This window comes from Streptococcus sp. oral taxon 431 (genome assembly GCF_023115445.1).
Lineage (GTDB): Bacteria > Bacillota > Bacilli > Lactobacillales > Streptococcaceae > Streptococcus.
This window is the reverse complement of sequence record NZ_JALDUI010000008.1, coordinates 1-22,229: the sequence shown is the minus strand read 5'-3', so window position 1 is coordinate 22,229 and position 22,229 is coordinate 1. Positions and strand designations below refer to the sequence as shown.

19 protein-coding genes, 1 pseudogene and 1 riboswitch are annotated in these 22,229 nt (G+C 39.5%); of the genes and pseudogenes, 7 read left to right on the top strand and 13 right to left on the bottom strand.

Features of this window, described 5'->3' with window-relative positions; all coding sequences use genetic code 11:
• The first annotated feature begins 40 nt into the window (after positions 1-40).
• The 6 genes from M1R56_RS05810 (at position 41) to M1R56_RS05785 (ending at position 8,434) form a co-directional block, all read left to right on the top strand.
• Positions 41-619 carry a flavin reductase family protein gene (locus tag M1R56_RS05810; protein WP_248034971.1) on the top strand — a complete coding sequence of 193 codons (579 nt, stop codon included), beginning with the start codon at positions 41-43 and terminating at the stop codon, positions 617-619.
• Positions 606-1,166, top strand: a complete 561-nt coding sequence (locus tag M1R56_RS05805) for a GNAT family protein (protein WP_248034968.1) — start codon at positions 606-608, stop codon at positions 1,164-1,166. Before M1R56_RS05810 ends, M1R56_RS05805 begins: the two co-directional genes overlap by 14 nt.
• On the top strand, positions 1,166-1,744 hold the full coding sequence (locus tag M1R56_RS05800) for an AAA family ATPase (RefSeq protein ID WP_248035028.1): 579 nt from the start codon (positions 1,166-1,168) through the stop codon (positions 1,742-1,744). The genes M1R56_RS05805 and M1R56_RS05800 overlap by 1 nt, the downstream gene beginning before the upstream one ends.
• Positions 1,737-4,388 (top strand): valine--tRNA ligase, encoded by a 2,652-nt coding sequence (locus M1R56_RS05795; RefSeq protein WP_248034967.1) that lies wholly within the window; start codon positions 1,737-1,739, stop codon positions 4,386-4,388. The genes M1R56_RS05800 and M1R56_RS05795 overlap by 8 nt, the downstream gene beginning before the upstream one ends.
• Positions 4,389-4,458: 70 nt before the next feature.
• On the top strand, positions 4,459-7,092 hold the full coding sequence (locus tag M1R56_RS05790; protein WP_248034965.1) for a hypothetical protein: 2,634 nt from the start codon (positions 4,459-4,461) through the stop codon (positions 7,090-7,092).
• Positions 7,093-7,618: 526 nt separating this feature from the next.
• Positions 7,619-8,434, top strand: coding sequence for a Fic/DOC family protein (locus M1R56_RS05785; RefSeq protein WP_248034963.1), 816 nt, complete (start codon positions 7,619-7,621; stop codon positions 8,432-8,434).
• Between the two features lie 126 nt (positions 8,435-8,560).
• On the opposite strand, the pseudogene M1R56_RS05780 reads toward M1R56_RS05785, so the two are convergent.
• The 3 genes and pseudogenes from M1R56_RS05780 to M1R56_RS05770 all read right to left on the bottom strand — a co-directional run.
• Positions 8,561-8,891, bottom strand: a pseudogene (locus M1R56_RS05780) (group II intron maturase-specific domain-containing protein); the annotation flags it as partial.
• 106 nt (positions 8,892-8,997) lie between these two features.
• The gene (locus M1R56_RS05775) at positions 8,998-9,684 is read right to left on the bottom strand and encodes a YoaK family protein (protein ID WP_248034961.1); all 687 of its coding nucleotides are present in this window, start codon (positions 9,682-9,684) and stop codon (positions 8,998-9,000) included.
• Between the two features lie 210 nt (positions 9,685-9,894).
• On the bottom strand, positions 9,895-10,593 hold the full coding sequence (locus M1R56_RS05770; RefSeq protein ID WP_248034959.1) for a hypothetical protein: 699 nt from the start codon (positions 10,591-10,593) through the stop codon (positions 9,895-9,897).
• 280 nt (positions 10,594-10,873) lie between these two features.
• Between M1R56_RS05770 and M1R56_RS05765 the strand changes: the two genes are divergently transcribed.
• On the top strand, positions 10,874-11,104 hold the full coding sequence (locus M1R56_RS05765; RefSeq protein WP_049549587.1) for a hypothetical protein: 231 nt from the start codon (positions 10,874-10,876) through the stop codon (positions 11,102-11,104).
• A gap of 201 nt (positions 11,105-11,305) precedes the next feature.
• On the opposite strand, the gene M1R56_RS05760 is transcribed toward M1R56_RS05765, so the two are convergent.
• The 10 genes from M1R56_RS05760 to cls all read right to left on the bottom strand — a co-directional run bounded on the left by M1R56_RS05760 (position 11,306) and on the right by cls (position 21,945).
• The gene (locus M1R56_RS05760) at positions 11,306-12,079 is read right to left on the bottom strand and encodes an NUDIX hydrolase (protein WP_049503793.1); all 774 of its coding nucleotides are present in this window, start codon (positions 12,077-12,079) and stop codon (positions 11,306-11,308) included.
• A gap of 1 nt (position 12,080) precedes the next feature.
• Positions 12,081-12,857 (bottom strand): nicotinamide riboside transporter PnuC, encoded by a 777-nt coding sequence (pnuC, locus tag M1R56_RS05755; RefSeq protein ID WP_248034957.1) that lies wholly within the window; start codon positions 12,855-12,857, stop codon positions 12,081-12,083.
• 9 nt (positions 12,858-12,866) lie between these two features.
• On the bottom strand, positions 12,867-13,925 hold the full coding sequence (locus M1R56_RS05750) for an AAA family ATPase (protein ID WP_248034955.1): 1,059 nt from the start codon (positions 13,923-13,925) through the stop codon (positions 12,867-12,869).
• Between the two features lie 247 nt (positions 13,926-14,172).
• Positions 14,173-16,605, bottom strand: a complete 2,433-nt coding sequence (locus tag M1R56_RS05745; RefSeq protein WP_248034953.1) for an ATP-dependent Clp protease ATP-binding subunit — start codon at positions 16,603-16,605, stop codon at positions 14,173-14,175.
• A 6-nt stretch (positions 16,606-16,611) separates the two neighbouring features.
• A complete protein-coding gene (locus M1R56_RS05740; protein ID WP_001237459.1) occupies positions 16,612-17,070 on the bottom strand; it encodes a CtsR family transcriptional regulator in 459 nt (152 codons plus the stop codon).
• Positions 17,071-17,185: 115 nt separating this feature from the next.
• On the bottom strand, positions 17,186-17,914 hold the full coding sequence (locus M1R56_RS05735; protein WP_248034951.1) for an ABC transporter ATP-binding protein: 729 nt from the start codon (positions 17,912-17,914) through the stop codon (positions 17,186-17,188).
• Positions 17,914-18,921 (bottom strand): ABC transporter substrate-binding protein, encoded by a 1,008-nt coding sequence (locus tag M1R56_RS05730; protein WP_248034949.1) that lies wholly within the window; start codon positions 18,919-18,921, stop codon positions 17,914-17,916. Before M1R56_RS05730 ends, M1R56_RS05735 begins: the two co-directional genes overlap by 1 nt.
• Positions 18,922-18,958: 37 nt before the next feature.
• Entirely contained in the window at positions 18,959-19,717 is a 759-nt protein-coding gene (locus M1R56_RS05725) for an ABC transporter permease (protein ID WP_248034947.1), read from the bottom strand.
• Complete coding sequence (locus M1R56_RS05720) at positions 19,680-19,970, bottom strand: thiamine-binding protein (protein WP_248034945.1); 291 nt, start codon at positions 19,968-19,970, stop codon at positions 19,680-19,682. The genes M1R56_RS05725 and M1R56_RS05720 overlap by 38 nt, the downstream gene beginning before the upstream one ends.
• Before the next feature lie 75 nt (positions 19,971-20,045).
• Positions 20,046-20,148: riboswitch (TPP riboswitch) on the bottom strand.
• 264 nt (positions 20,149-20,412) lie between these two features.
• Positions 20,413-21,945 (bottom strand): cardiolipin synthase, encoded by a 1,533-nt coding sequence (gene cls, locus M1R56_RS05715; RefSeq protein ID WP_248034942.1) that lies wholly within the window; start codon positions 21,943-21,945, stop codon positions 20,413-20,415.
• Between the last annotated feature and the right edge of the window lie 284 nt (positions 21,946-22,229).

Here is a 22,229-nt window from a genome sequence, read left to right as displayed (position 1 = left end):
GGGCGATTTTTTTGTTGCGACCTAGTAAAAGGAGGTTGTCATGAAACAATCTTTTAAAACAAGTAAGCTCTACTTTGGTTTTCCAATCTTCATTTTGGGGTATCAGGACCAGAACTTTGAGCACAATATCACGACCTGCAGTTCCTCCTATAGTCTAGGCGATTGGCTAGTCATCGGGGTTGGTGCTGAGGAAAATGCGGCAGACCAGATTAAGCATTACCAGAAGTTCACTGTGAACATCCCTGACGAAAACCTCATGCTTGAGATGGAGCAGGCTGGCTTTATCAGTCATCGGGAGAAATTGAAACACCTGGGGCTTGACTATGAGATTTCTGAACGAACTCAGGCACCGATTTTAGAGGCTTGTCCAGTCGTTTTGGATTGCCAGGTAGATCGAATTATCGAGGAAGATGGCATCTGCCATATCTTTGCCAAGATTCTCGAGCGACTGGCTGATCCAGAGCTCTTAGATGACAAGGGCCATTTTAAAAATGACCGTTTTGCGCCGACTTACTTTATGGGGGACGGCCATCAGCGCGTTTACCGTTATCTAGATGACCGAGTCGATCCCATGGGAATCTTCATCAAGAAAGCGAGGAAGAAGAATGACAAGAGCTGAACTGCCAGAACGAATCGAAACAGAGCGACTGGTCCTGCGAGTCCGAACAGTGGCAGATGTAGAGGATATCTTTGACTATGCTAGTCGTCCAGAAGTCTCTTACCCAGCAGGCTTTTCACCCGTCAAGACCTTGGAAGATGAGATTTATTACCTAGAACATATCCTTCCCGAGCGCAATCAAAAGGACAATCTCCCAGATGGTTATGGGATTGTGGTCAAAGGGACTGATAAGATTATCGGCTCTGTTGATTTCAACCATCGCCACGAAGACGATGTGCTGGTGATTGGCTATACCTTGCACCCAGACTATTGGGGACGAGGCTATGTGCCTGAAGCGGCCCGTGCCTTGATTGATTTAGCTTTTAAAGAACTGGAGCTTCACAAGATTGAATTGTCTTGCTTTGGTTACAACCTTCAAAGTAAACGAGTCGCAGAGAAACTTGGATTTACCCTCGAAGCTCGAATAAGAGACAGAAAGGATGTTCAAGGAAACCGCTGTGACAGTCTGATATATGGTTTGCTGAGGAGTGAGTGGGAGGTAATTTGATGCATCTTTTCATCATTGGTGCTCCAGCATCAGGAAAAATGACGATTGGTCAAGAGTTATCTCGACTGACAGATGCTACCCTCTTTTATAACCATCAAGCCATCGATTTTGCATTAGAAATCTATCAGGACTTTACAGAGGAAATGTGGGAATTTGTTCGTGGAATGACCTTTTCTTTCCTTGGAGCAAGTGCAAGAAATCAGCGATCAGTAATTTTAACTGACGTAATTGATTTTTCAAATAAGTACCAGCTGATGTATTTAAAACAAATTCAGGATTTATTGGATAACTTTCATCAAGAGATTCTTTTTGTGGAGTTGGAAACAAGTCTTGAAGAGCGCTTACGTCGAAATCGAACGGAGAACCGGTTGAAGCACAAACCCTTAAAACGACATATTGAGGTATCTGAAAGAGAAATTTTAGAGACCGCTGAAACACTTCAATTAAATTCCCAACATCAACCGAATGAGCTGCACCACTACTTTAAAATAAATAATACGAATTTGTCTGCAGAAGAAGCTGCTAAGCAAATTCAAAATAAAATGAATACAATAGAGAAAGGACAAACACATGTCTAAAGAACTTTCACCTAAATACAATCCAGCCGAGGTTGAGGCTGGTCGTTACCAAAAATGGCTTGATGCGGATGTTTTCAAGCCTTCAGGAGATCAAAAGGCTAAGCCTTATTCAATCGTGATTCCACCACCAAACGTTACAGGTAAACTCCACCTTGGTCACGCTTGGGACACAACTCTTCAAGATATCATCATCCGTCAAAAACGTATGCAAGGTTTTGATACACTTTGGCTTCCTGGTATGGACCACGCTGGTATTGCCACTCAAGCTAAGGTTGAGGAGCGCTTGCGTGGAGAAGGCATTACGCGTTATGACCTCGGCCGTGAGTCTTTCTTGACGAAAGTTTGGGAATGGAAAGACGAATATGCCACTACCATCAAGGAACAATGGGGCAAGATGGGGCTTTCTGTAGACTACTCTCGTGAGCGTTTCACTCTTGACGAAGGTTTGTCAAAAGCGGTTCGCAAGGTCTTTGTGGACCTTTACAAGAAAGGTTGGATTTACCGTGGTGAGTTTATCATCAACTGGGACCCAGCAGCTCGCACAGCCCTTTCTGATATCGAGGTGATTCACAAGGATGTCGAAGGTGCCTTCTACCATATGAACTACATGCTGGAAGATGGCTCACGAGCCCTTGAAGTTGCCACAACTCGTCCTGAGACTATGTTTGGGGACGTTGCCGTTGCGGTCAACCCAGAAGACCCACGCTACAAGGATTTGATTGGTAAAAACGTCATCCTTCCAATCGCTAATAAATTAATCCCAATCGTTGGGGATGAGCATGCTGATCCTGAGTTTGGTACAGGTGTCGTGAAAATCACACCTGCTCATGATCCAAACGACTTCTTGGTTGGTCAACGCCACAACTTGCCACAAGTCAATGTTATGAACGATGACGGCACTATGAATGACTTGGCCTTTGAATTTGCAGGCATGGACCGTTTTGAAGCTCGTAAGGCAGTCGTTGCTAAGTTGGAAGAAATCGGTGCCCTCGTCAAAATCGAAAAACGTGTTCACAGTGTTGGCCACTCAGAGCGTACAGGTGTTGTGGTTGAGCCACGCTTGTCTACGCAATGGTTCGTCAAGATGGACCAATTAGCTAAGAATGCCATTGCCAACCAAGACACAGATGACAAGGTAGAATTTTACCCACCTCGTTTCAACGATACCTTCCTCCAATGGATGGAAAATGTCCACGACTGGGTAATCTCTCGTCAGCTCTGGTGGGGGCACCAAATCCCTGCTTGGTACAATGCCGAGGGTGAAATGTACGTCGGTGAAGAAGCACCAGAAGGTGACGGATGGACTCAGGACGAAGACGTCTTAGACACTTGGTTCAGTTCTGCCCTTTGGCCATTCTCAACCATGGGCTGGCCGGATGTCGACTCAGAAGACTTCAAACGTTACTTCCCAACTTCAACCTTGGTTACAGGTTACGACATCATCTTCTTCTGGGTGTCTCGTATGATCTTCCAATCCTTGGAATTCACTGGCCGTCAGCCATTCCAAAACGTTCTTATCCATGGTCTCATTCGTGACGAGCAAGGACGCAAGATGTCGAAATCTCTCGGTAACGGGATTGACCCTATGGATGTTATTGAGAAATACGGTGCCGATGCCCTTCGTTGGTTCCTTTCAAACGGTTCTGCACCAGGTCAAGACGTGCGCTTCTCTTATGAGAAAATGGATGCTTCATGGAACTTCATCAACAAGATCTGGAACATCTCTCGCTACATCCTCATGAACAATGAAGGATTGACCCTTGAGCAAGCAACTGCTAATGTGGAAAAAGTTGTTAACAAGGAAGTTGGAAATGTCACTGACCGCTGGATTCTCCATAACCTCAATGAAACGATTGGAAAAGTTACTGAAAACTTTGACAAGTTTGAGTTTGGTGTGGCTGGACACATCCTCTACAACTTCATCTGGGACGAGTTTGCGGACTGGTATGTTGAGTTGACCAAGGAAGTCCTTTATAGCGATAACGAAGAAGAGAAAATCATCACACGTTCTGTTCTCCTTTACACTTTGGACAAAATCCTTCGTCTCCTTCACCCAATCATGCCATTCGTGACAGAGGAAATCTTTGGACAAATCTCAGAAGGCTCTATCGTTACAGCAGAATACCCAACGGTTAACCCAGCCTTTGAAGACCTTGCTGCCCACACTGGTGTAGAAAGCCTCAAAGACTTGATCCGTGCTGTTCGGAATGCGCGTGCGGAAGTAAACGTAGCTCCAAGCAAGCCAATCACCATCCTTGTTAAGACCAGCGATAGCGACTTGGAAGCCTTCTTTAACAGCAATGTCAACTACATCAAACGCTTCACAAATCCAGAACACTTGGAAATCGCATCAAACATCCCCGCACCTGAACTCGCTATGTCAAGCGTCATCACAGGAGCAGAAATCTACTTGCCTCTCGCTGACCTCCTCAATGTCGAAGAAGAACTGGCTCGTCTCGACAAGGAACTGGCTAAATGGCAAAAAGAACTGGATATGGTCGGTAAGAAGCTCTCTAACGAACGCTTCGTAGCCAATGCCAAACCAGAAGTCGTCCAAAAAGAACGCGACAAACAAGCCGACTACCAAGCTAAATACGATGCGACCGTCGTACGTATTGATGAGATGAAGAAATTGGTGGAATAAACTATAAACCTCGGCAATTTGCTGAGGTTTTTGGTATAATTTGGAAAGAACAAGTTATCTTGGAGGATATATGTTTATTTTAATTGGGATTTTATTCTTTCTATTCTTTACTAATTTGTTTATTAATGGTTGTAGTAAACTAGATTTAGTGATAGTAATTGGTTATTTGTATTTGTTATGTAAATTAATTTCTACATCAATACAAAATTTAGATGTTGCTCTTATCATTATATTGCTATTTTATTCTCTATCGGATATTTTGTGGGGATTAAGAATTGTTGGATTGAGTATACCTCTAGTTCGAAATATTATATTGAAGTTCATTAATCTTAAGGATTATCTAAAGTATAAAATTAGTATTCATATGCGAGATATAAGTGAGATTGTCTTGCTTTTATTACTGATAACATTAATCTATGTTCAAGAGTTTTATAAAGTGCCCACAGTTTCGTTTCAAAATACCGATACCAATATCGTTGAGTTAATTAGTTTTGAAATAGGAGTATTTAGTCTGTATGGTATATACGTTGGTTTTCTTCAATTTTTAACGGAAAATGATAAGACTTATTATCTGGGAGTAAGCAAGACTAAATTCATGCTAGATAAATCAATTTGGTCAAGATTCACTCGGACAAAATTATTCCATGTTCTTTTACTCCTCACAGTTGCAATGCCTGTTTTAAGTAATTTTATTCATCAACCGTATTATTTTGAATATATTTGGCAAGCAAGTTCAGGAATAGTAATCATGATTTATATTCATCTACTTAAATTGAATATAAGTGTTGCTTATAATGTTTTTAGATTAAACGCCGAAGGGATTCATAAAAAAATTCAAAAACAAGATTCGTCATCTGCTGAGATGAAAAAAATAAGAGAATTAAGGAAAACAAGTGTTAATGAGGAAATTTCTATCTCTCTTCAAAGAGAAATGAAGGAGTTATTTTGGAAAGTATATAAAAAACCAGATGAATATGTCGATAATTTTGTATCCGTCTTTCTAGAAAATCGTTTTTTATTAATTGATGTAGAAGAGCGTAATGACTTTGTATTTTCTATCTTTCATAAAGAATATTGGAGAAATTATAACTTAGCTTACTCAATCGATGAATATTTAGAAAAGCTTTCATCTAAGCAAATTTCTGATTTCTATAACTTCTATAGAAAGTATTGCAAATATAAGTGGGAATTTTTGAAGAAATTTCAGGATAATATTCTTTCGAATACATGGAAAGAACTAATTGAGCAGGATCTTAGAGTTTTCCAAAGTCTTGAGAAAAAAGATGGTACATTTGAAGTTTTACAAATTGAGAAACCTACGAGAGTATACTGGAGACAATCAAGCGATTATAAAATCAAAGAATATCTATTTGAGACTCTTATTAATAACAAAAACATCAATCTAAATGTAATAGTTGAAGACTTGAAGAGTGAGTTACAATCTATTAAAAATTCCAAAGATGAGAAAGAATTGCAAAGACAAAATGAAGATTTTTTACGTTTTAAATTAAATCAGCTATTCAAAAAATACGAGCGAGGTGAAAGAGAGTTTTCTCTTCCAGAATTTAAAAAGTTGTATTATGAGTTTGATGGGAGTAAACGGAATGATTTCTATAACAGTATGTTTTATTCAGAAATCTGTTTTAATTACTTAGATAGAGGAAGAATTGAAGATTTTAGTCAACTGAAAGTTAAAGGAGATGATAGTGAGGAGCAGAAAAAACAAAAATTAAAGGCTCAAAAAATACAGAAACTTATCTTGAGTATGAATGAAGAGTATTGCTTAGCATTCATGCTATATCAATTATTATACACAGATGGTGATCTTTGGGATAATAATATTAATTTTTATGATACTCATATCAAAAAAATAATGGATGAAAATAAAAACCATCAAGATTATTTATTTCATAAAGCAAAAAATATTTTATTAAGTACCGATATCAATCATCGTATTACAAAAGAATTTTTAGATAAATTATGGAACACTCGTAATGACAAAATCAATACTATTACTTGGTTTGAGAAATTTGGAAATAGACACAGGATGTCAAAATTTAAAATATTGTATATCCAGTGGTTGTTAACTGAAAGAAATCATTCCCCTAGAAATAGGTTTGAAAAATTTAATAATAATGAATTCAATAATGAAATTTGTGTAGACTATTTTATTTTCACTGATATGTTACCCGGTTTATTTAAAAAAGAGTATTACAACTGGCACAAAAATGACTTGCAATTTATAATTGAGTATATTTTGAGTGAAGGAGATATTAATCTCCAATACGTTTCTGGAAAATTATCTTTAACCGGATTACTAAGATTAGAGCATGTTTTAAGAAATAACCTTAACCCTAACTTTAATAATAGAGTTATATTTGATTCAATGGGAGAATTTAAATGGCTCTTTAATAATAGTAGTAATATCTTAGATTTTTATATTTTGAAACTTATTGATAGTTATTATTTTGATTTATATCAAGACAAAGAATTTATCAATGGATTTAAATATAAATTAGAGAAACAATTGAATTTCAATATGACAATCGAGGAGTATGTAGATACTATTTCTGAAAAAATTTGTGATTTTGAAAAAGTTTCAACTTCTAATAAAAGAGAGATAGTTTCTAAATTAAATGATATTTTAAACACCCAGAATAGTAATATTGATATAAAGCAAACGAGGAGATATCGTTATAAATAGTTTGGTTAATTTTTAGTTTATTTTTATACGAGACACAGATTCACTGAAAAGGACTGTAATATGACAAGGTGAACCAACAAGATAATAAAAGGTAAATTAGATGTCAATAAAATTGAAATCTTTAGGTGAAAAAGAATTAATAAACATTCGTTAAATCTATGATATACTACTCTTGTTAAGAATTTCTAGAAAGCAACTTCCTACACAACAAACCTTCTAAGTTCGAACCGACCTGAGAAGTACAAGATTGCAGCATTCTTCTCAGGTGTTGGAGGGATTTGAACAAACCAACGAGTTCAAAATGGTGTAGCCTATGAGTTTGATAAGTATACAAGCTAGAATTATTCATTTAATCCAACCATTCATCCAAAAGGCATTACAAATGAGTGCATGGGATGTTGAATATAACTCTTTCATTATTTCTCTTCATAGAACTTATTGTGAAGGATTTTTATAATTTACGCCAATTCCATACCCATTTCACCATTTACCGATGACACAGAAAAACAATTGAAAGGACCTTTCTATGCAATCAACTTACAACATTGACAATCCAAACTTGTCTTATGAAACTAAGCGTGATTTATGGCAGATCGGTTTTGGTCTACAGAAGGTTGATAATCTAGTGCCATCAGAGTATATGAAATCTTTGGCTGAGAAACAATCCCGAGGTGAACTGACTTACGAGCAGGTTTATGAAGATGCAAAGGCTTATCATCATACCATTGATGCAAGTACAGAGGAGGCAGACTTGGTTTCTCTTCGTATCGTGGAACTATTATCTCGAAGAGGCTTTAGCTTCAGTCCTGCGACCCTACTTGCTATCCATAAGGAATTGTTTCAGGATATATTTGAACCCTCTATTCCGGTGGAGCAATTTCGTCAGACCAATATCACAAAGAATGAACCTGTTTTGAATGGTGAAAGTGTTGTCTACTCTGATTACTCTATGATTCAAATGACCTTGGATTATGATTTTAATCAGGAAAGACAAGTTGCATATGCGACACAAACACAGGCGGATATGGTTAAACAAATCCAGCATTTTATTTCAGGAATCTGGCAGATTCATCCATTTCGCGAAGGAAACACTCGGACGGTAACTGTGTTTTTGATTCAGTATCTTCGTGAGTTTGGTTTTGATATTGATAATACACCATTTCAGCAACATGCCAAGTATTTTCGTGATGCCTTGGTATTAGATAATGCAAAGATTTTACAGCGACGTCCTGAGTTTTTAACAGCTTTTTTTGAAAATCTCTTGCTCAGTGGTCAAAATGATTTGTCTTCAGAAAAAATGTATCTAAATCTAGATCTCGATCTTTCAAAATCCTCATACTGAGTAAACATTGAATTTTAGAAAAATGAAGTAAATATTTCTATTTAAATACATATTATCATATAGAACATGGACTAAGACTAGCCCCTCTCCCACCACGGTACGTACCATTCGGCATACGGCGGTCCAACTAACTTTTAACACATGTCGTTCAAGGTAGTAAACCAAGTAAGAAACCAGTCCACGTTTTCGAGGACTGGTTTTGATATATCACGTTTAAGTACCGACCTCTGAGCCCTAATTGATAGTGGTCACCCCGGCCAGATACCTTATCTGCTATCCATTTAGTAATTCCTAACTTAAGTAGGGCCCACAGTTAACTAGGTTTCTTTTTCCATTACTTCCAGATAATCACTTGTAGGCGAGTTCGCAATCGCTCATCTACGCTGGTGACTATGCGCCTCATATTTCCCAATGAGAAATAGTTTATCCATCCCCGAATGGACAAATTCAGTTACTCAAAAGTTCACTGGTAGCGAGGAGCCCACGGAGGACTTTCACCTCAGATGTACGACATGGCCATCATACCAAAAATGGCAAATCTCAATTTGAGAGATTTGCCATTTTTATATATTTTCATCTTGCAAATCGAGCTGCTTCACTCTAGCAATATAGTAGGACATGATCAAAAACAAATTGAAGCTGACAATCCAGATAGACCATTCATGAAAAAAATGCATAGATACAGCCAAGCTAATGGCACCCACTACGAAACTTCCTACAACAATTCCATAGTTCAAGGATTGGCGACGATATTCTTGAACATCTCCTTCTCCTCTAACGATGCGATACAAAGCAGTCAACATTTTTCGGTAATTTCCAGAGGTCATAAAAATGACATAGGGATGATCTTCAATCAAACTACCCGTAAATGTTAGCATCATCATGCCTGTTCCAAAAGCAATAAAAGGAACTTCTAATAAAGGAAAGCGGGAAAAGAAGGGCAGAACAAGGGTCCCGATAAATAAAGGAAGTAGCATCTTAACCCGCCAATAGGCTGTTTTGCGATATTCTTTCATGTACAAGGCAAAAAGAAAACCTAGGGAAAAGAATATAATCGAGCAGAATCGCAATATGGTATTGATAACATGTGAATCGTGCCAATCTGATATCAGTAGAAGAATATTCCCTGTCTGCGTTGCCACCAAACTATGGTACTGGATATGACAGAATACATCCAAAGAACCACCTATAAAACCCAGGAACACTCCCATGAGTCGTGTGTTTTGAGGTAAAATTAATTTATCTGGCATTGATTCATCACTCGTTTTCCTTTAATGCATTCATTATACCACTTCTCTCGGAGAAACTAAGTGAAAAACGGTCAGTTCAGGTAGACATAATTACATATACTCCTAAGTTAATCTCATCTCTGGAGTTCATTTATGATGTCTTATCAAATCGAAATACTGTAATACTCATCAACTGAACTATTTTTAAACAAATTATTTCTGTACTGAAGTCTATGGCTTAATCAAAGTAACACTTGAAACAGTACCATCTGCACCTGTTGTAATTTGAATGACTTTTCCACCACCAATTTTGGCATTATATTTACCATCATCAAGGGTATAGGCATAGCCTTGGATCGAGTAGTTTTCTTTCTTACCATCAGCAGATTCTACTGTAAATTGACCACCTGATGAAACAGTGATAGTCTCGCCATTAGCCCCCTTCCAGTTGCCAGCTGCAGCAGAGAAATCTCCATCAACCATGGTTAGAACACCCTTGTAACGTTTGTTGTGTTCTGCTTGCTTATCTTGAAGTTTGCGGTCAGTAGTTGGATCATAAGTTGACTGGCTAGTCTGTGCTTGAGAACCTTGTTGATTTGAGGGAGTTTGCGAAGATGCCTGTTGGTTATAAGCTTCTTGGCTCTGTCTTGTTTCTTGTGCTGGTGCTGGTGTTGTTGGGGATTGATTTGCAGTAGTTTCTGACTGGTCAGAAGAGGAGGTCTTAGCTTTTTCTGATGAAGTTGAACTTGAGGACTTCTGAGTTTTGTTCTCTTTACTTGAAGAACTGGCCTTAGAACTAGAAGATGCTTGTGTTGTCTTGCTAGAACTATCACTTGTGGTATTTTCTTTCTTATTACCACAAGCCCCCAATAGTAATGTTGAAGCGAGTACAGTTACGGCCATTAATCTGATAGAAGTTTTAGTTTTCATGTTATGCTCCTTTGTAACATTTTTGAAATATTAAGAAATATTTTTGTAACATTATTGTAATATTTGTTTTTAAATCTGTCAACTATTTATCTAAAATTTTTTAGAATTATTTTTTAGTACATTTATTTTCTTACCCCTCTTATATCTTTTATTCGTAAAGAATTTTAAAAAACACAAAAGTTCTTCCTGATAAAGTGCTATATTTCAAAGTGTAATCGCTTGCATTTTTTTCTTGAAGGGCTATAATAAAATTGAGATAGGATATTGGAGGTGTAGGCTTATGTTAAGTAAATATTACAAGTATCTTCCTTGGGTGATTTTAGATGCTTTCGTTTCTTATGGGGCAGCTACTCATTACGCTCAAACAACATTTGATTTGTTCTACCTAACTGCTATTTTCATGATTGTCTACGTGGCTTTATTGTATTTACACGAAACCTATTTAAAATATAAATACAAGGATTTATTCATTCGAATCATGAGCAATTCAAAGAAAGATAAACATCCTTAGTAGTCAAAAAGAGGTCGAGATTTTTCCCGACCTCGCTTTTTTATGACTAATAAGTCTTTGACACGATGGCTGAATTGACTTTTGACACAAACTGTATTTTCTCTATTCTCAAGTTCAACCAGTCATCGGACTTGTTGAAACTTCTCAGGATTGAAACTAGGAAATCAAGACTTGGGCTATCGATTTCTGCTCCCAAACCTTTTATTTCAATCGATAGGTTTTTCTTGGTTTCTTTTTAGGAACTCGTTTGAGCCCAACTTCTTCTACATATTCTCCGTATTTTACAAGAAAGTTATTGCTGACGATTGGTCGTCCTGGGTTGATGAGATTGACTAATTCGGTTCCTTCATAGACAGTGAATTCCTCCTCCAACAGATAAAGGAAGGTTGGGTTCCAATCGAGACGGCCTTGGATTCGTTTGATGGATTCTTGAATAATGGCATAATGGTCAAAGGCGAAGGCTTGCTCCCCCAGCTCTAGTCCCTCTAGGAAGCACTTGCCCGTCTGAAAATCGACATCGACAAAAACCACATCCTTGGCATCATCTCCAGCTTGAACGAGATCGAGTGCTCTGCTAGGTAGATACACCAAGTGGGCGATAGTAACCGTCCAGCCCCGCGGATCACGACCTGGGGTAGACACTGTCATCAACTGTTCGATTTTTTCCAAAGGAAGGTCAAGATTAACCTCCTCTCTCACTTCACGCTGACAAGCATGCCTTGCATCTTCGCTCTTATCCATAAAACCACCGACCAAAGCCAAACAGTTTTGATAAGGATGGGCCTTGCGACGAATTAGCAAGAGTTTGATTTTCCCTTCCACAAAGCAATAAGCTACCATATCCACCGTCACGCTCGGTTTTTCATACTGAGGAAGATCCTGTTTGCAGTACCAGTCTAAAAATTCCTTCTCAGTCGCATGAATCTCAAAATATTCTCTCTCTGTCATTCCAGCCGGGATTATCGTTTCAGTCATCTTATCCCTCCTTGACAGCCTTAGTCCATTGGTACCAACCGACTAGACTATTGATGGTATAAACCCAGTACATCCCTTGGATATGGATGTTTTCACCCCACCAGAGGTAGATACTAAAGAGATTGGTTGCAATCCAGAAAATCCATTGCTCACGGTAAAGACGTGTCATCAAGAGCTGACCAACACCATTGGTCGCATCGGTAACACTATCACGGAAAGGACGAGCACTGCTGATACTTTGGTAGGCTAATCCCATGCCAATCCAGATGATGGCAGTCAAAGCCAAGTACTTGAGCCAATCAATCAGACCAAGTTTCTTAGCTTCAAAGTGAGACTCCTCTGGTCTTCCTTGCTCATTGATCCGATTAGACAACCAAGTATAGAGACCAATAGGCTGCATGACAAAGAAGTAAACAGTCGTCAAAACTTCACCATAGAAAGTCGCATTCATAGCTAGGACCAAATAGATTGCAGAGTTAATAGCTCCAAAAAGGTAGTTACTAGCTCGACCTTCAGCTACTAAGATAACGCAGACAATCCCTGTCCAAGAGGCCAAGAGACCAATCCAGTCATGACTTTCTGTGTTTTGTGTAAACTCCAGAATAAGAGGAACACTTGATAAAGCAATCAAATAGAGCCACTGGAAAAGACTGCGTCCCACAAAGAGGTCTTTCCAAAGCAAACGCATAACTCCTGCAAAACCAATTTTACGAGCTTCTGCGTGAACATTTTTAAAGTTTTCAATAAATCGTGTAATTTTTTCAGTTATTTTTTTCATTTTCTTCTCCTAATCTGCTTGGTAAATGGCATCAATAGCTACTTTTGCTGCTTCATAATTTCCTAGATAGTCATCAGCTAGATAAACATGAGGGATAGTAGCCAGATATTGCTCCCTCATCATATCCAAATGCTGAGAAAAACTATGACGGATATGGTCTTCTGCCATGGTCATGTCTCGAAAACCATCATTAACATAAGAGCCAACAGGTTGCACAAAGAGGATTAGATCCCACTTTTCCTTGGCTAAGATGGAAACAAAGAGATTATCAAAGGTCTCTACGGACAAGTCCCCCTGCTCTTCAGTTTCCATGTAGTAATCGTAGTAGCCCTTGGTTACTAGTGAGTTGGTATCTGCAATGACCAGGCCTCGATTGGCATGGCTATCGATTAACTTGGAAGTTTGATCATATTGCCCCAATAGAAGGTAATAATAGTCTTTTGGGGTAAGCTCATCATCTCGGACATTATTTTTTATCTGATACTCACGTGCATATTCCAGACTGACTGGCGCATCATAAAAACGAGCTAAATCCTTGGCTAGAGTTGTTTTCCCATTACTAGCACTTCCCATAATCAACACTTTTTTCGTAAACTGACGGCGGAAAGGTTGAGCGATATATTTCCAATATTTACTTGGATTTTCACGAATCATGCTAGCCGAAATTCCAAATTTTCTTTCCTGTAGAACAGTCTCAAAACCACGTTTTGACAATTCTTGTTGGTATTCGGACTCTCCTACAAAAAAGATAAGCTCCTGACCAGTCTGGTCATAGGAAATGGCCTGCAACATCTGATCCAACCACTCCTGCCAGCCCATTGGATAACGTGGAATATTGGTTTCGTCAAGTTTACAAACAGAGGTCAACTCATCATCTCGAAAAGCTTCACGAATATAGCGAAATCTCTTTTGTAGTGTAAGCCCCACCTGTTCACCACGATCTCCCTTATAACCTGAAACTACCACCCATACAGCATCACATTGACGTTTTGCTCTTTGGATTAAATCAATATGCCCTTGATGTAAGGGAGCAAAGGTGCCAAAAACCACCGCTATACTCTTTTTCATATCTGTTTAACCTTTTTATAATTTTTTATATTTTGTATTATACTCTGTCTTGTTCTGTTTGTCAACGCTTTTTTATTATTTTTTATAAAAACGTTGCTAAATGATAAGAATTTTTTACTTGATATGCAAAACCGGATCAGGAGAATTCTGTTTTGAAATCCTTAAAATAAATGCACAATCCAAGTAGCTATTTGGGCAACAACTTTTCAAAAAAGAGGTTGAAACAATCTGTTCCAACCTCACATTTTTAAACAATCTCAAATTTTAATTGACCAGCTTTAACACCAATCTTCAGAGTCTTTCCAGCTTCCAATTCACCTTTAAGGAGAAGCTCTGCTAGCTTGTCTTCTACTTCCGTTTGCAAAGTTCTACGAAGTGGACGAGCCCCCATCTCTGGATCATAGCCTTGCTGAGCTAGAAGTTTTAGGGCAGATGCTTGGAGTTTCAAGTCAATTCCTTTTTCTGCCAGGCTTGCAATCAATGGTTTGACCATAATCTTAACTACTTCCTGCATATCTTGACTTGACAAGCTATGGAAGACTACCTTCTCATCAATACGGTTGATAAACTCTGGACGATAAGCCTTTTTCAGCTCCTCAAACATCCGTTTTTCCATATTTTCTTGGTCAAAACGAATATCCTTAGCTCCAAATCCAACTGTTTTGTCATCACGAAGCGCTGTCGCACCAAGGTTTGATGTCATGATGATGATGGTATTGGAGAAGTCAACCTTGCGTCCCTTACTATCTGTCAGAACCCCATCGTCCAAGACTTGTAAGAGGACATTAAAGATGTCTGGGTGGGCCTTCTCTACCTCGTCAAAGAGCAAGACTGAGTACGGTTTGTTACGAACCTTCTCGGTCAACTCTCCACCTTCTTCGTAGCCTACATAACCTGGAGGTGCTCCGTTGAGGCGACTAGCCGCAAATTTCTCCATGTACTCACTCATATCAAATCGGATAAGGGCAGACTCATCATCAAAGAGGACCTCAGCCAAGGCCTTGGCTAATTCGGTCTTACCGACACCTGTCGGTCCAAGGAACATAAAGGATCCGATTGGACGTTTATGACTACGAATACCAGATTGATTTCGGCGAATGGCACGACTGATACTAGATACAGCCTGTTCCTGTCCAATCACACGTTTATGCAGTTCAGCTTCAAGGTTGAGATACTTCTTGGCATCCGTTTGGGTTAATTTTTGCACAGGAATTCCTGATAAGCGACTCAAGGTGGTCAAAATATCAGATTCTTCTACTACATCTTTATAAACAGGTACTTCCTGCTCTTTTGCAATGAGCTGAGCTGCTTGCTTCCATTTTCCATCCATCAAGGCCTTATCAGCTGGTGTTAAACCTGACTCTTCTTGTTTAGCGTGTTTCGATTTATTTTGCACTGTTGCTGCCGCTTCATCCAAAAGATCGATTGCTGAGTCTGGCAAATGACGACTCGTCAAATAACGATGTGCCATTTTGACAGCTGTTTCGACTGCATCGTCTGTAATTTGGACATGGTGGTGTTTCTCATAGGTTGCTTTCAAGCCCTGCAAAATAGCCATACTATCTGCTAAACTTGGCTCCTCAATCATCACCTTTGCAAAGCGACGAGAAAGAGCTGCGTCTTTTTCGATGTGCTTTTGATACTCTTCCTGAGTAGTCGCACCGACAGTTCTCAGAGTTCCACGCGCCAAGGCAGGTTTTAGGATATTGGCCGCATCCAAGGTCGAATCAATCCCACTTCCTGAACCCATAATGGTATGAAGCTCATCGATAAAGAGGATGACCTTGCCATCTTCCTCGATATCTTTGATGATATTGTTCATACGTTCTTCAAAGTCTCCACGGAAACGAGTTCCCGCAACCACATTCATCAAATCAAGCTCTAAAACTCGCATTTTAGCCATCTCAGCTGGTACATCTCCGTTGGCAATACGTTGGGCAAGACCAAGTGCCAACGCTGTTTTACCCACACCCGCATCTCCAACTAGGACCGGATTATTTTTGGTCTTACGACTCAAGATTTGAATCATACGAGAGATTTCTTGGTCGCGCCCGATGACTGGTTCCAATTTACCTGAGCGAGCTTGCTCCGTAAGGTCATGCGTATAATCTTCCAAACCTCCACTTGGTGTCTGAGGCATGCCCATCATATTAGCCATAGAATTTTGCTTGTCCGCTACCGTACGATGGCGTTGACGAAGGGCCTTCAAATCATCTCTAGTCCAACCAGCACGCGCTTCAAGACTACGACGAAGTCCAGCAATCTTGACCTGATCCTTCTGATCTTCGTAAGAAAATCCCGCTTTTTCTAGAATACGAGTAGCCAAGGCATTGCCATCATGTAAGATAGCATAAAGCACGTGCTCTGTTCCTAATACCTTGGCATGAACGACAGAAGCAACGTGCTCTGCTTCCAACAATAATACCTTCAAACGGTGTGAAAAAGGCAACTCCTGATAATTTTCCTTATCGCTATACTTTGTTTCAGTCAGCTCTACAGCAACTTCCTCCAGACGATCAATCTCATAAGGAAATTCGTTTAAAGTCGCCCCAGCTACACTGTAACTATGATTGGCCATAGCAATCAATAGGTGCCAAGACTCTAGGTATTCTGCCCCAAAATGACTTGCGACCAGAAAGGCACTGTCTATACATTCTTTCAATGCTTTTGAATATTTCATTTAGTTCTATTTTCCTTTTCTATCTACCTCTTGTAATAACTGTCGGAGCATATTGGCACGGATAAGATTGGCATCCTCACCTAAAACCCGGTCTGTCGCCATTGCTAATAATAGATTCATCTCCTGACGAGTCACTAAATCCTGTTCAAACAAGAGTCTTAAAACATCTTCAAAGATAACTAGGCTAACTTCTTCGCCCACCGAATACAGTAAATCGCGGAGCATTTCATGGTGGTTTGAGAACTCAATCCGTCCTATACGAATGTAGCCACCACCACCACGCTTACTTTCAACCAAGTATCCCCTGCTTTCTGTAAAACGAGTCTTAATCACATAGTTAATCTGACTAGGAACAACCTGGAAAGTATCTGCCAACTGACTCCGTTGCAACTCCACAATACCAGATTGATCTAGAATTGCCTTGATGTAGGCCTCAATATGATCTGATGTATTTTTAAGTCTCATAACAAACCCACCTCTCTTTAAACCTTGACTATCTTTGACTATTATACCGAATTTTTCGATTTTTTAAAAGAAAAAGGGGCTGGTAATGAAGAATCCTCACCAACTCCCTGTCTTTCTAATTATTTAATCCCAATTCCGCTAAAATTTGACGTTTATAAGCAATTTTTTGAACTTCCTTGTCTTCGGTTTCAGACCAGTCGAGTTTGACTTCAGAGACGATCTGCCCAGGGCGATTTTTCAAGATATAAATCCGATCACTGAGGTTCAGCGCCTCCTCGATACTATGCGTAATGATGAGTGTTGTCAACTCCAGCTGTTTGTGAATCTCCAAATACCAGGCGTGGAGTTCCATCTTTGTCATCTCGTCCAAAGCACTAAAGGCCTCATCTAGAAGAAAGAGCTTGTGCCCGAAAAGGTAGGTACGGAGTAAGGCCACACGCTGGCGCATCCCACCACTGAGTTCATGAGGGTACTTATCCCTTACAGCCGTCAATTGAAAGGTAGCAAGGATTTCATCTGCTTTCGCAACAGCTTCTGCCTTGTCCACCTTTTGGATCAAGAGGGGCAAAATGATATTGCCTAGCACCGTCTTGTGCTCCAAGAGCAAATCCTTTTGTAGCATATAGCTCACGCGCCCCTTGGGATTTTCCTCCCCATCAAGCACAATTCTACCTGACTGGACTTCTAAAATCCCTGCAATCAGGTTAAAGAGAGTAGTCTTTCCTACACCACTGGGGCCTAGGATAGAGACCACTTCACCTGAAGTTACCTGTAGGTTAATATCCTCTAAAATCTTTTCATTGTCGTAGGCATAGCTTACATGTTCTAGTCTAATTTCTGTCATTATTTTACAAATTCGTTAGTAAATCCTTTATCAGTCAAGTCTTCCTTGAGGATTCCATTTTCTTTATCCCATTTGTAGAAGGCATTCCAGCGATCCGCATCAAATTGTCCCCATTTTTCCTTATCACTTGCATATTCTTTTGACAAGTATTTTTGAGATTCGATAACGAAATCACGCTTATCTTTGAGTTCTGGGGCATTCTTGATCAGGATATCAGCCGCTTCTTCTGGATGCTCCATAGCGTATTGATAACCTTTTTTAATAGCTTGGATGACTTTACGAGCTTCTTCTTTGTTGTCTTTCAGATAGTCATTGTTAGCGATGATAACTGGTGAGTAGTAGTCAAACTCTTTGACGTAGTCTTTCAAATACATGAAGTTGGCATCCACACCTTGCGATTTAGCAAGAATACCGTCCCAACCATAATAAATCCAGGCAGAGTCAAAAACGCCATTGGCAATCGGTGTGATCGAGTTTGAGTCATTGTTTGGTACTTTTTCAACCTTCTCAAAGTCTCCACCTTGAGATTCTACCAAGGTTTTCAACATAGCAAGCTCAGTTGGGTCATTCCAAGTTCCGTATTTCTTCCCAACCAAGTCTTTAGGACTATTGATATTGTCAGACTTACGAGAGATGATCCCTGATGTATTGTGCTCAACGATTGCTGCAACTGCAGTAATGCCTGCCCCTTTTTCCAATTTCTTAGCCATGTAATCTTGGAAATAGATAGCAAATGGCGCCTTACCATTGATAACCAAGTCTGACGAGCTTTCTTCAGGTGGCAATTTCAAATCAACATCCACTCCAGCTTCTTTGAAATAACCTTTTTCTTTAGCTACATAAAGCCCTGTGTGGTTGGTATTGGGTGTCCAGTCTAGGATAAAGTCAATTTTTTTGAGTTCTGCTTCTTTGTTATCCTTAGAAGCTGTTCCTTGGCCACAAGCCACAAGCACGACAGCTAGAAGAGCTGTTACAACCGTTAAAAACACTTTCCATGTTTTCTTCATTTTTATTTCCTCTTTTCTTTTTACAAAACGCTCTATTTTAAGTACGTTTCCATTTAATCACATATTTTTCACTGATATCGACTAGCTTCATCCCCAGAAGACTGATCAGTGATACCAGAATAATAATGGCAAACATAGTATCATACTGAAACAGTTTTTTGGACTGAATCATGTAGACACCAAGTCCTTCAAAGCCTCCCAACCACTCAGATACCACTGTTGTGATAAAGGCGTAGGAGACACTGACCCTCAGACCTGCATAAAAGTAAGGCAGACTGACTGGAATTTTAAAATGCCACAGGATTTGCCATGGATTCGCTCGCATCAAACTAAACAAGGTCAGCATATCCTTGTCACAATGCCTAAAACCATCTAAAATACTAACGATGATAGGAAAAGTAGTCGTCAAGATAATCAAAACAATCTTGGGCAAGATTCCATAACCCAACCATAAAACTAGGATAGGGGCTATGGCAATTGTCGGTATAGTCTGGACAACCACCATCATGGGGTAAATCAGGTCATTGAGCCAGCCCAAACTATCCATAAGGACGGCCATGATACAGGCTATCAAGACACCCAAGAACAAGCCTAATAAGGCTACTCTCAAGGTTGCCCAGCTATGGTACCAGAGAAATTCTCTGTCACGAACAAAAGACTGAAGAATCTCAAGTGGTGTCGGCAGGATAAACTTTGGTAAGAGTTTTAAGAGTCCCGCCACCTGCCAAGCGGATAAGACACCCAAAAATCCTAGCAGACTAATATGCCGTCTCATTATACTTTTCAAGTTTCTCATCGATGCTTAAAATCTCTCCTATATTTATTTTCACATTGGCAAAGACATTGTCTGCTCCTTGCCCCGCCACTTCTAACGCTTCTTTGAGAATACGCATAAGCTCATCAAACTCCCCCTCCAAGACCGTTTCAAATGGTGTCACCACCATGGTCACTTCTTGAGATTGCAGATAAGCAATGACCTTATCAATTACAGCTATGCGGTCAATCCCCTGTGACAGGGGCAGGACTTGTAAAGCAATGCTTGCTTTCATTCAAACCTCCTTTTAATTTACAGTTTTTCTTTATGAAAAAAGAAAAACCTCTTTCATATATGAAAAAGGTGCAAAATTAGGCCAAGTATCGTTCCCTACGCTGGCATTACCCAGATCAGGTGCGGTCGAAGTTTAACACTTCCTCTCAGACTGTACACAGACTCCCATATATTATATGGACATATGATAACGAAAAATAAATAAGATGTCAAGGAAACTGCTTACAGAAAAGAGAGTGGGACAGAAATCGGTAATTCGTTAGAATTCGATTTCGTCGTCCCACCTCCGCACAGTTGAGTAGAGCTGTAAAAGATGATGAAATCAGCATAGTAGAGCCCACTCAACCACTGCGTCTTGCTCGACAATCCAAAGAAAATTGAGAGGCTAGGACTTTTGTCCCAACCTCTTCCTCTAATCATCTATTCTCAATTAATTCTTCCACTTAAAGCATTGGCGCAAACAACTGGGTCACTTCCTTGATTAATGTTTGATACCAGGTAGGATTGATCGTCCCTGGAAATACTTCCTGCGATACTTCAAAAATCTCTTCAAAGTCCTTACGAATATCTGCAATCGATGGTGTTTCGTACAACAAAACCGCATTTTCATAGTGATGAACCAAGCTACGATAATCTAGATTTATGGTTCCAACAACTGCGTATCGATCATCAACAATCATCTGCTTACTATGGATAAAACCAGGAGTATACTCATAAATACGGACACCAGCAGACAAAAGATCCGGATAAGCTCCTCGTGTTATCAGTTGAATAAGCTCCTTGTCGGGTACAAAGGGAGTGACAATTCGCACATCCACCCCTCGCATGGCCGCATTTTTAATATCTTCCGTCAAATCATAATCAATAATCAAGTAAGGCGTGGTAATATAGACAAAGTCTGTCGCTTGATTGATGAGATTTTGATAAACTACTTTCCCTACCTTCATCTGGTAGATAGGCTTGGGACCACTTCCATAAGGAATGCACAAACCTGCTCCAGACCGCGTTTGATTTTCCAAGTGATACTGATCAAAGTCACTGATTTCACCACGGTTGATGTACCAGTTCATGAGAAATAGTCTTGTAAAAGCCTGAACAGCTGGACCGTCTATACGAAGGCCACTATCTTTCCAATAGCCAAAACGTTCAATCTGGTTGATATACTCATCCGCAAGATTGACGCCACCAGTATAGGCAATCTGCCCATCAATGACCAAGATTTTACGGTGGTCACGATTGTTATAGGCCACGGTCATACGAGGAATCACCTTATTAAACTTATGAGCATCAATTCCTTTTGAACGCAAATAAACAGTATAATCCCCAGGCAAAGTCACCATACAACCAATATCGTCATAGAGCATCTTGACCTCAACTCCTTGAGCTGCCTTTTCTTCCAGAATCTCAAGCATGCTGTCCCACATCAAGCCTTCTTCGACAATGTAGTATTCCAGGAAGATAAATTTCTCAGCCTTTTTCAAATCCTCTAAGATTTGTCTCCACATAGCCTCTCCAGTAGAGAAAAATTGAGAATCTGTCTGCTCGTACACCTCTGCATTGCTATCCATATGTAGCAAGGCATTGATAATCCCATAAGCAGACTTATCTCTATCCTTTAACCCTTGATGAAGAGCAAACTCACTCTTTTCATGGTTAGTAATGGAGCGTAGTTCCTTCAGCTGTTTCATTTCTTTTTTTGATAGTCTTCTCTCACCGAACATGAGATAAAGCAGTGGACCAAACACCGGTACAAAGGTCACAATCAACCAAGTCACTTTGCTTTCAGGTGACATCGAACGATTGACAATCGCTATAACGGTTGCTACGCTGATTAAAAATACAAGAATCACCCAAATAATCGGAGCAATCTGGCTCATGTAAAGAATAATTCCGAAAACAAGAAATAATTCTATCAGGATAATCGCAATACTAAAGCCATACTTGGACATCAATAATCGAAATTTTCTTATTCTCATATCTCCCTCTCAATTTCTAAGTATACTCCCTAATATACCGTCTGAAAACGCTTGTTACCTTCTAGTATACTTAGTTTCATAAAACTTATCAAGCTTTTTCTGTATAGCCCGATAGTTCTACCTATAAAATTAAAAAGAGTCTGCGACAAAATAATTCTCAGCCACAAAAAAGCTAGATATTCCCAGTTGTGGAACTCTAGCTTTTCATCAACTCACTACAGTTGACAAACATACTAAGATTAGTAGTGAGAAAATCTCCGACGGGAGAGAGTACTCACTACTTT

What these genes read in the sequence shown, in the direction of transcription:
- M1R56_RS05745 (WP_248034953.1), bottom strand. Translation starts at nt 16,605, where the DNA reads ATGAAATATTCAAAAGCATTGAAAGAATGTATAGACAGTGCCTTTCTG.
- M1R56_RS05810 (WP_248034971.1), top strand. Translation starts at nt 41, where the DNA reads ATGAAACAATCTTTTAAAACAAGTAAGCTCTACTTTGGTTTTCCAATC.
- M1R56_RS05735 (WP_248034951.1), bottom strand. Translation starts at nt 17,914, where the DNA reads ATGACAGAAATTAGACTAGAACATGTAAGCTATGCCTACGACAATGAA.
- M1R56_RS05760 (WP_049503793.1), bottom strand. Translation starts at nt 12,079, where the DNA reads ATGACTGAAACGATAATCCCGGCTGGAATGACAGAGAGAGAATATTTT.
- M1R56_RS05800 (WP_248035028.1), top strand. Translation starts at nt 1,166, where the DNA reads ATGCATCTTTTCATCATTGGTGCTCCAGCATCAGGAAAAATGACGATT.
- M1R56_RS05750 (WP_248034955.1), bottom strand. Translation starts at nt 13,925, where the DNA reads ATGAAAAAGAGTATAGCGGTGGTTTTTGGCACCTTTGCTCCCTTACAT.
- M1R56_RS05730 (WP_248034949.1), bottom strand. Translation starts at nt 18,921, where the DNA reads ATGAAGAAAACATGGAAAGTGTTTTTAACGGTTGTAACAGCTCTTCTA.
- M1R56_RS05725 (WP_248034947.1), bottom strand. Translation starts at nt 19,717, where the DNA reads ATGAGAAACTTGAAAAGTATAATGAGACGGCATATTAGTCTGCTAGGA.
- M1R56_RS05740 (WP_001237459.1), bottom strand. Translation starts at nt 17,070, where the DNA reads ATGAGACTTAAAAATACATCAGATCATATTGAGGCCTACATCAAGGCA.
- M1R56_RS05805 (WP_248034968.1), top strand. Translation starts at nt 606, where the DNA reads ATGACAAGAGCTGAACTGCCAGAACGAATCGAAACAGAGCGACTGGTC.
- pnuC (WP_248034957.1), bottom strand. Translation starts at nt 12,857, where the DNA reads ATGAAAAAAATAACTGAAAAAATTACACGATTTATTGAAAACTTTAAA.
- M1R56_RS05790 (WP_248034965.1), top strand. Translation starts at nt 4,459, where the DNA reads ATGTTTATTTTAATTGGGATTTTATTCTTTCTATTCTTTACTAATTTG.
- M1R56_RS05770 (WP_248034959.1), bottom strand. Translation starts at nt 10,593, where the DNA reads ATGAAAACTAAAACTTCTATCAGATTAATGGCCGTAACTGTACTCGCT.
- M1R56_RS05775 (WP_248034961.1), bottom strand. Translation starts at nt 9,684, where the DNA reads ATGCCAGATAAATTAATTTTACCTCAAAACACACGACTCATGGGAGTG.
- M1R56_RS05765 (WP_049549587.1), top strand. Translation starts at nt 10,874, where the DNA reads ATGTTAAGTAAATATTACAAGTATCTTCCTTGGGTGATTTTAGATGCT.
- M1R56_RS05795 (WP_248034967.1), top strand. Translation starts at nt 1,737, where the DNA reads ATGTCTAAAGAACTTTCACCTAAATACAATCCAGCCGAGGTTGAGGCT.
- M1R56_RS05720 (WP_248034945.1), bottom strand. Translation starts at nt 19,970, where the DNA reads ATGAAAGCAAGCATTGCTTTACAAGTCCTGCCCCTGTCACAGGGGATT.
- M1R56_RS05785 (WP_248034963.1), top strand. Translation starts at nt 7,619, where the DNA reads ATGCAATCAACTTACAACATTGACAATCCAAACTTGTCTTATGAAACT.
- cls (WP_248034942.1), bottom strand. Translation starts at nt 21,945, where the DNA reads ATGAGAATAAGAAAATTTCGATTATTGATGTCCAAGTATGGCTTTAGT.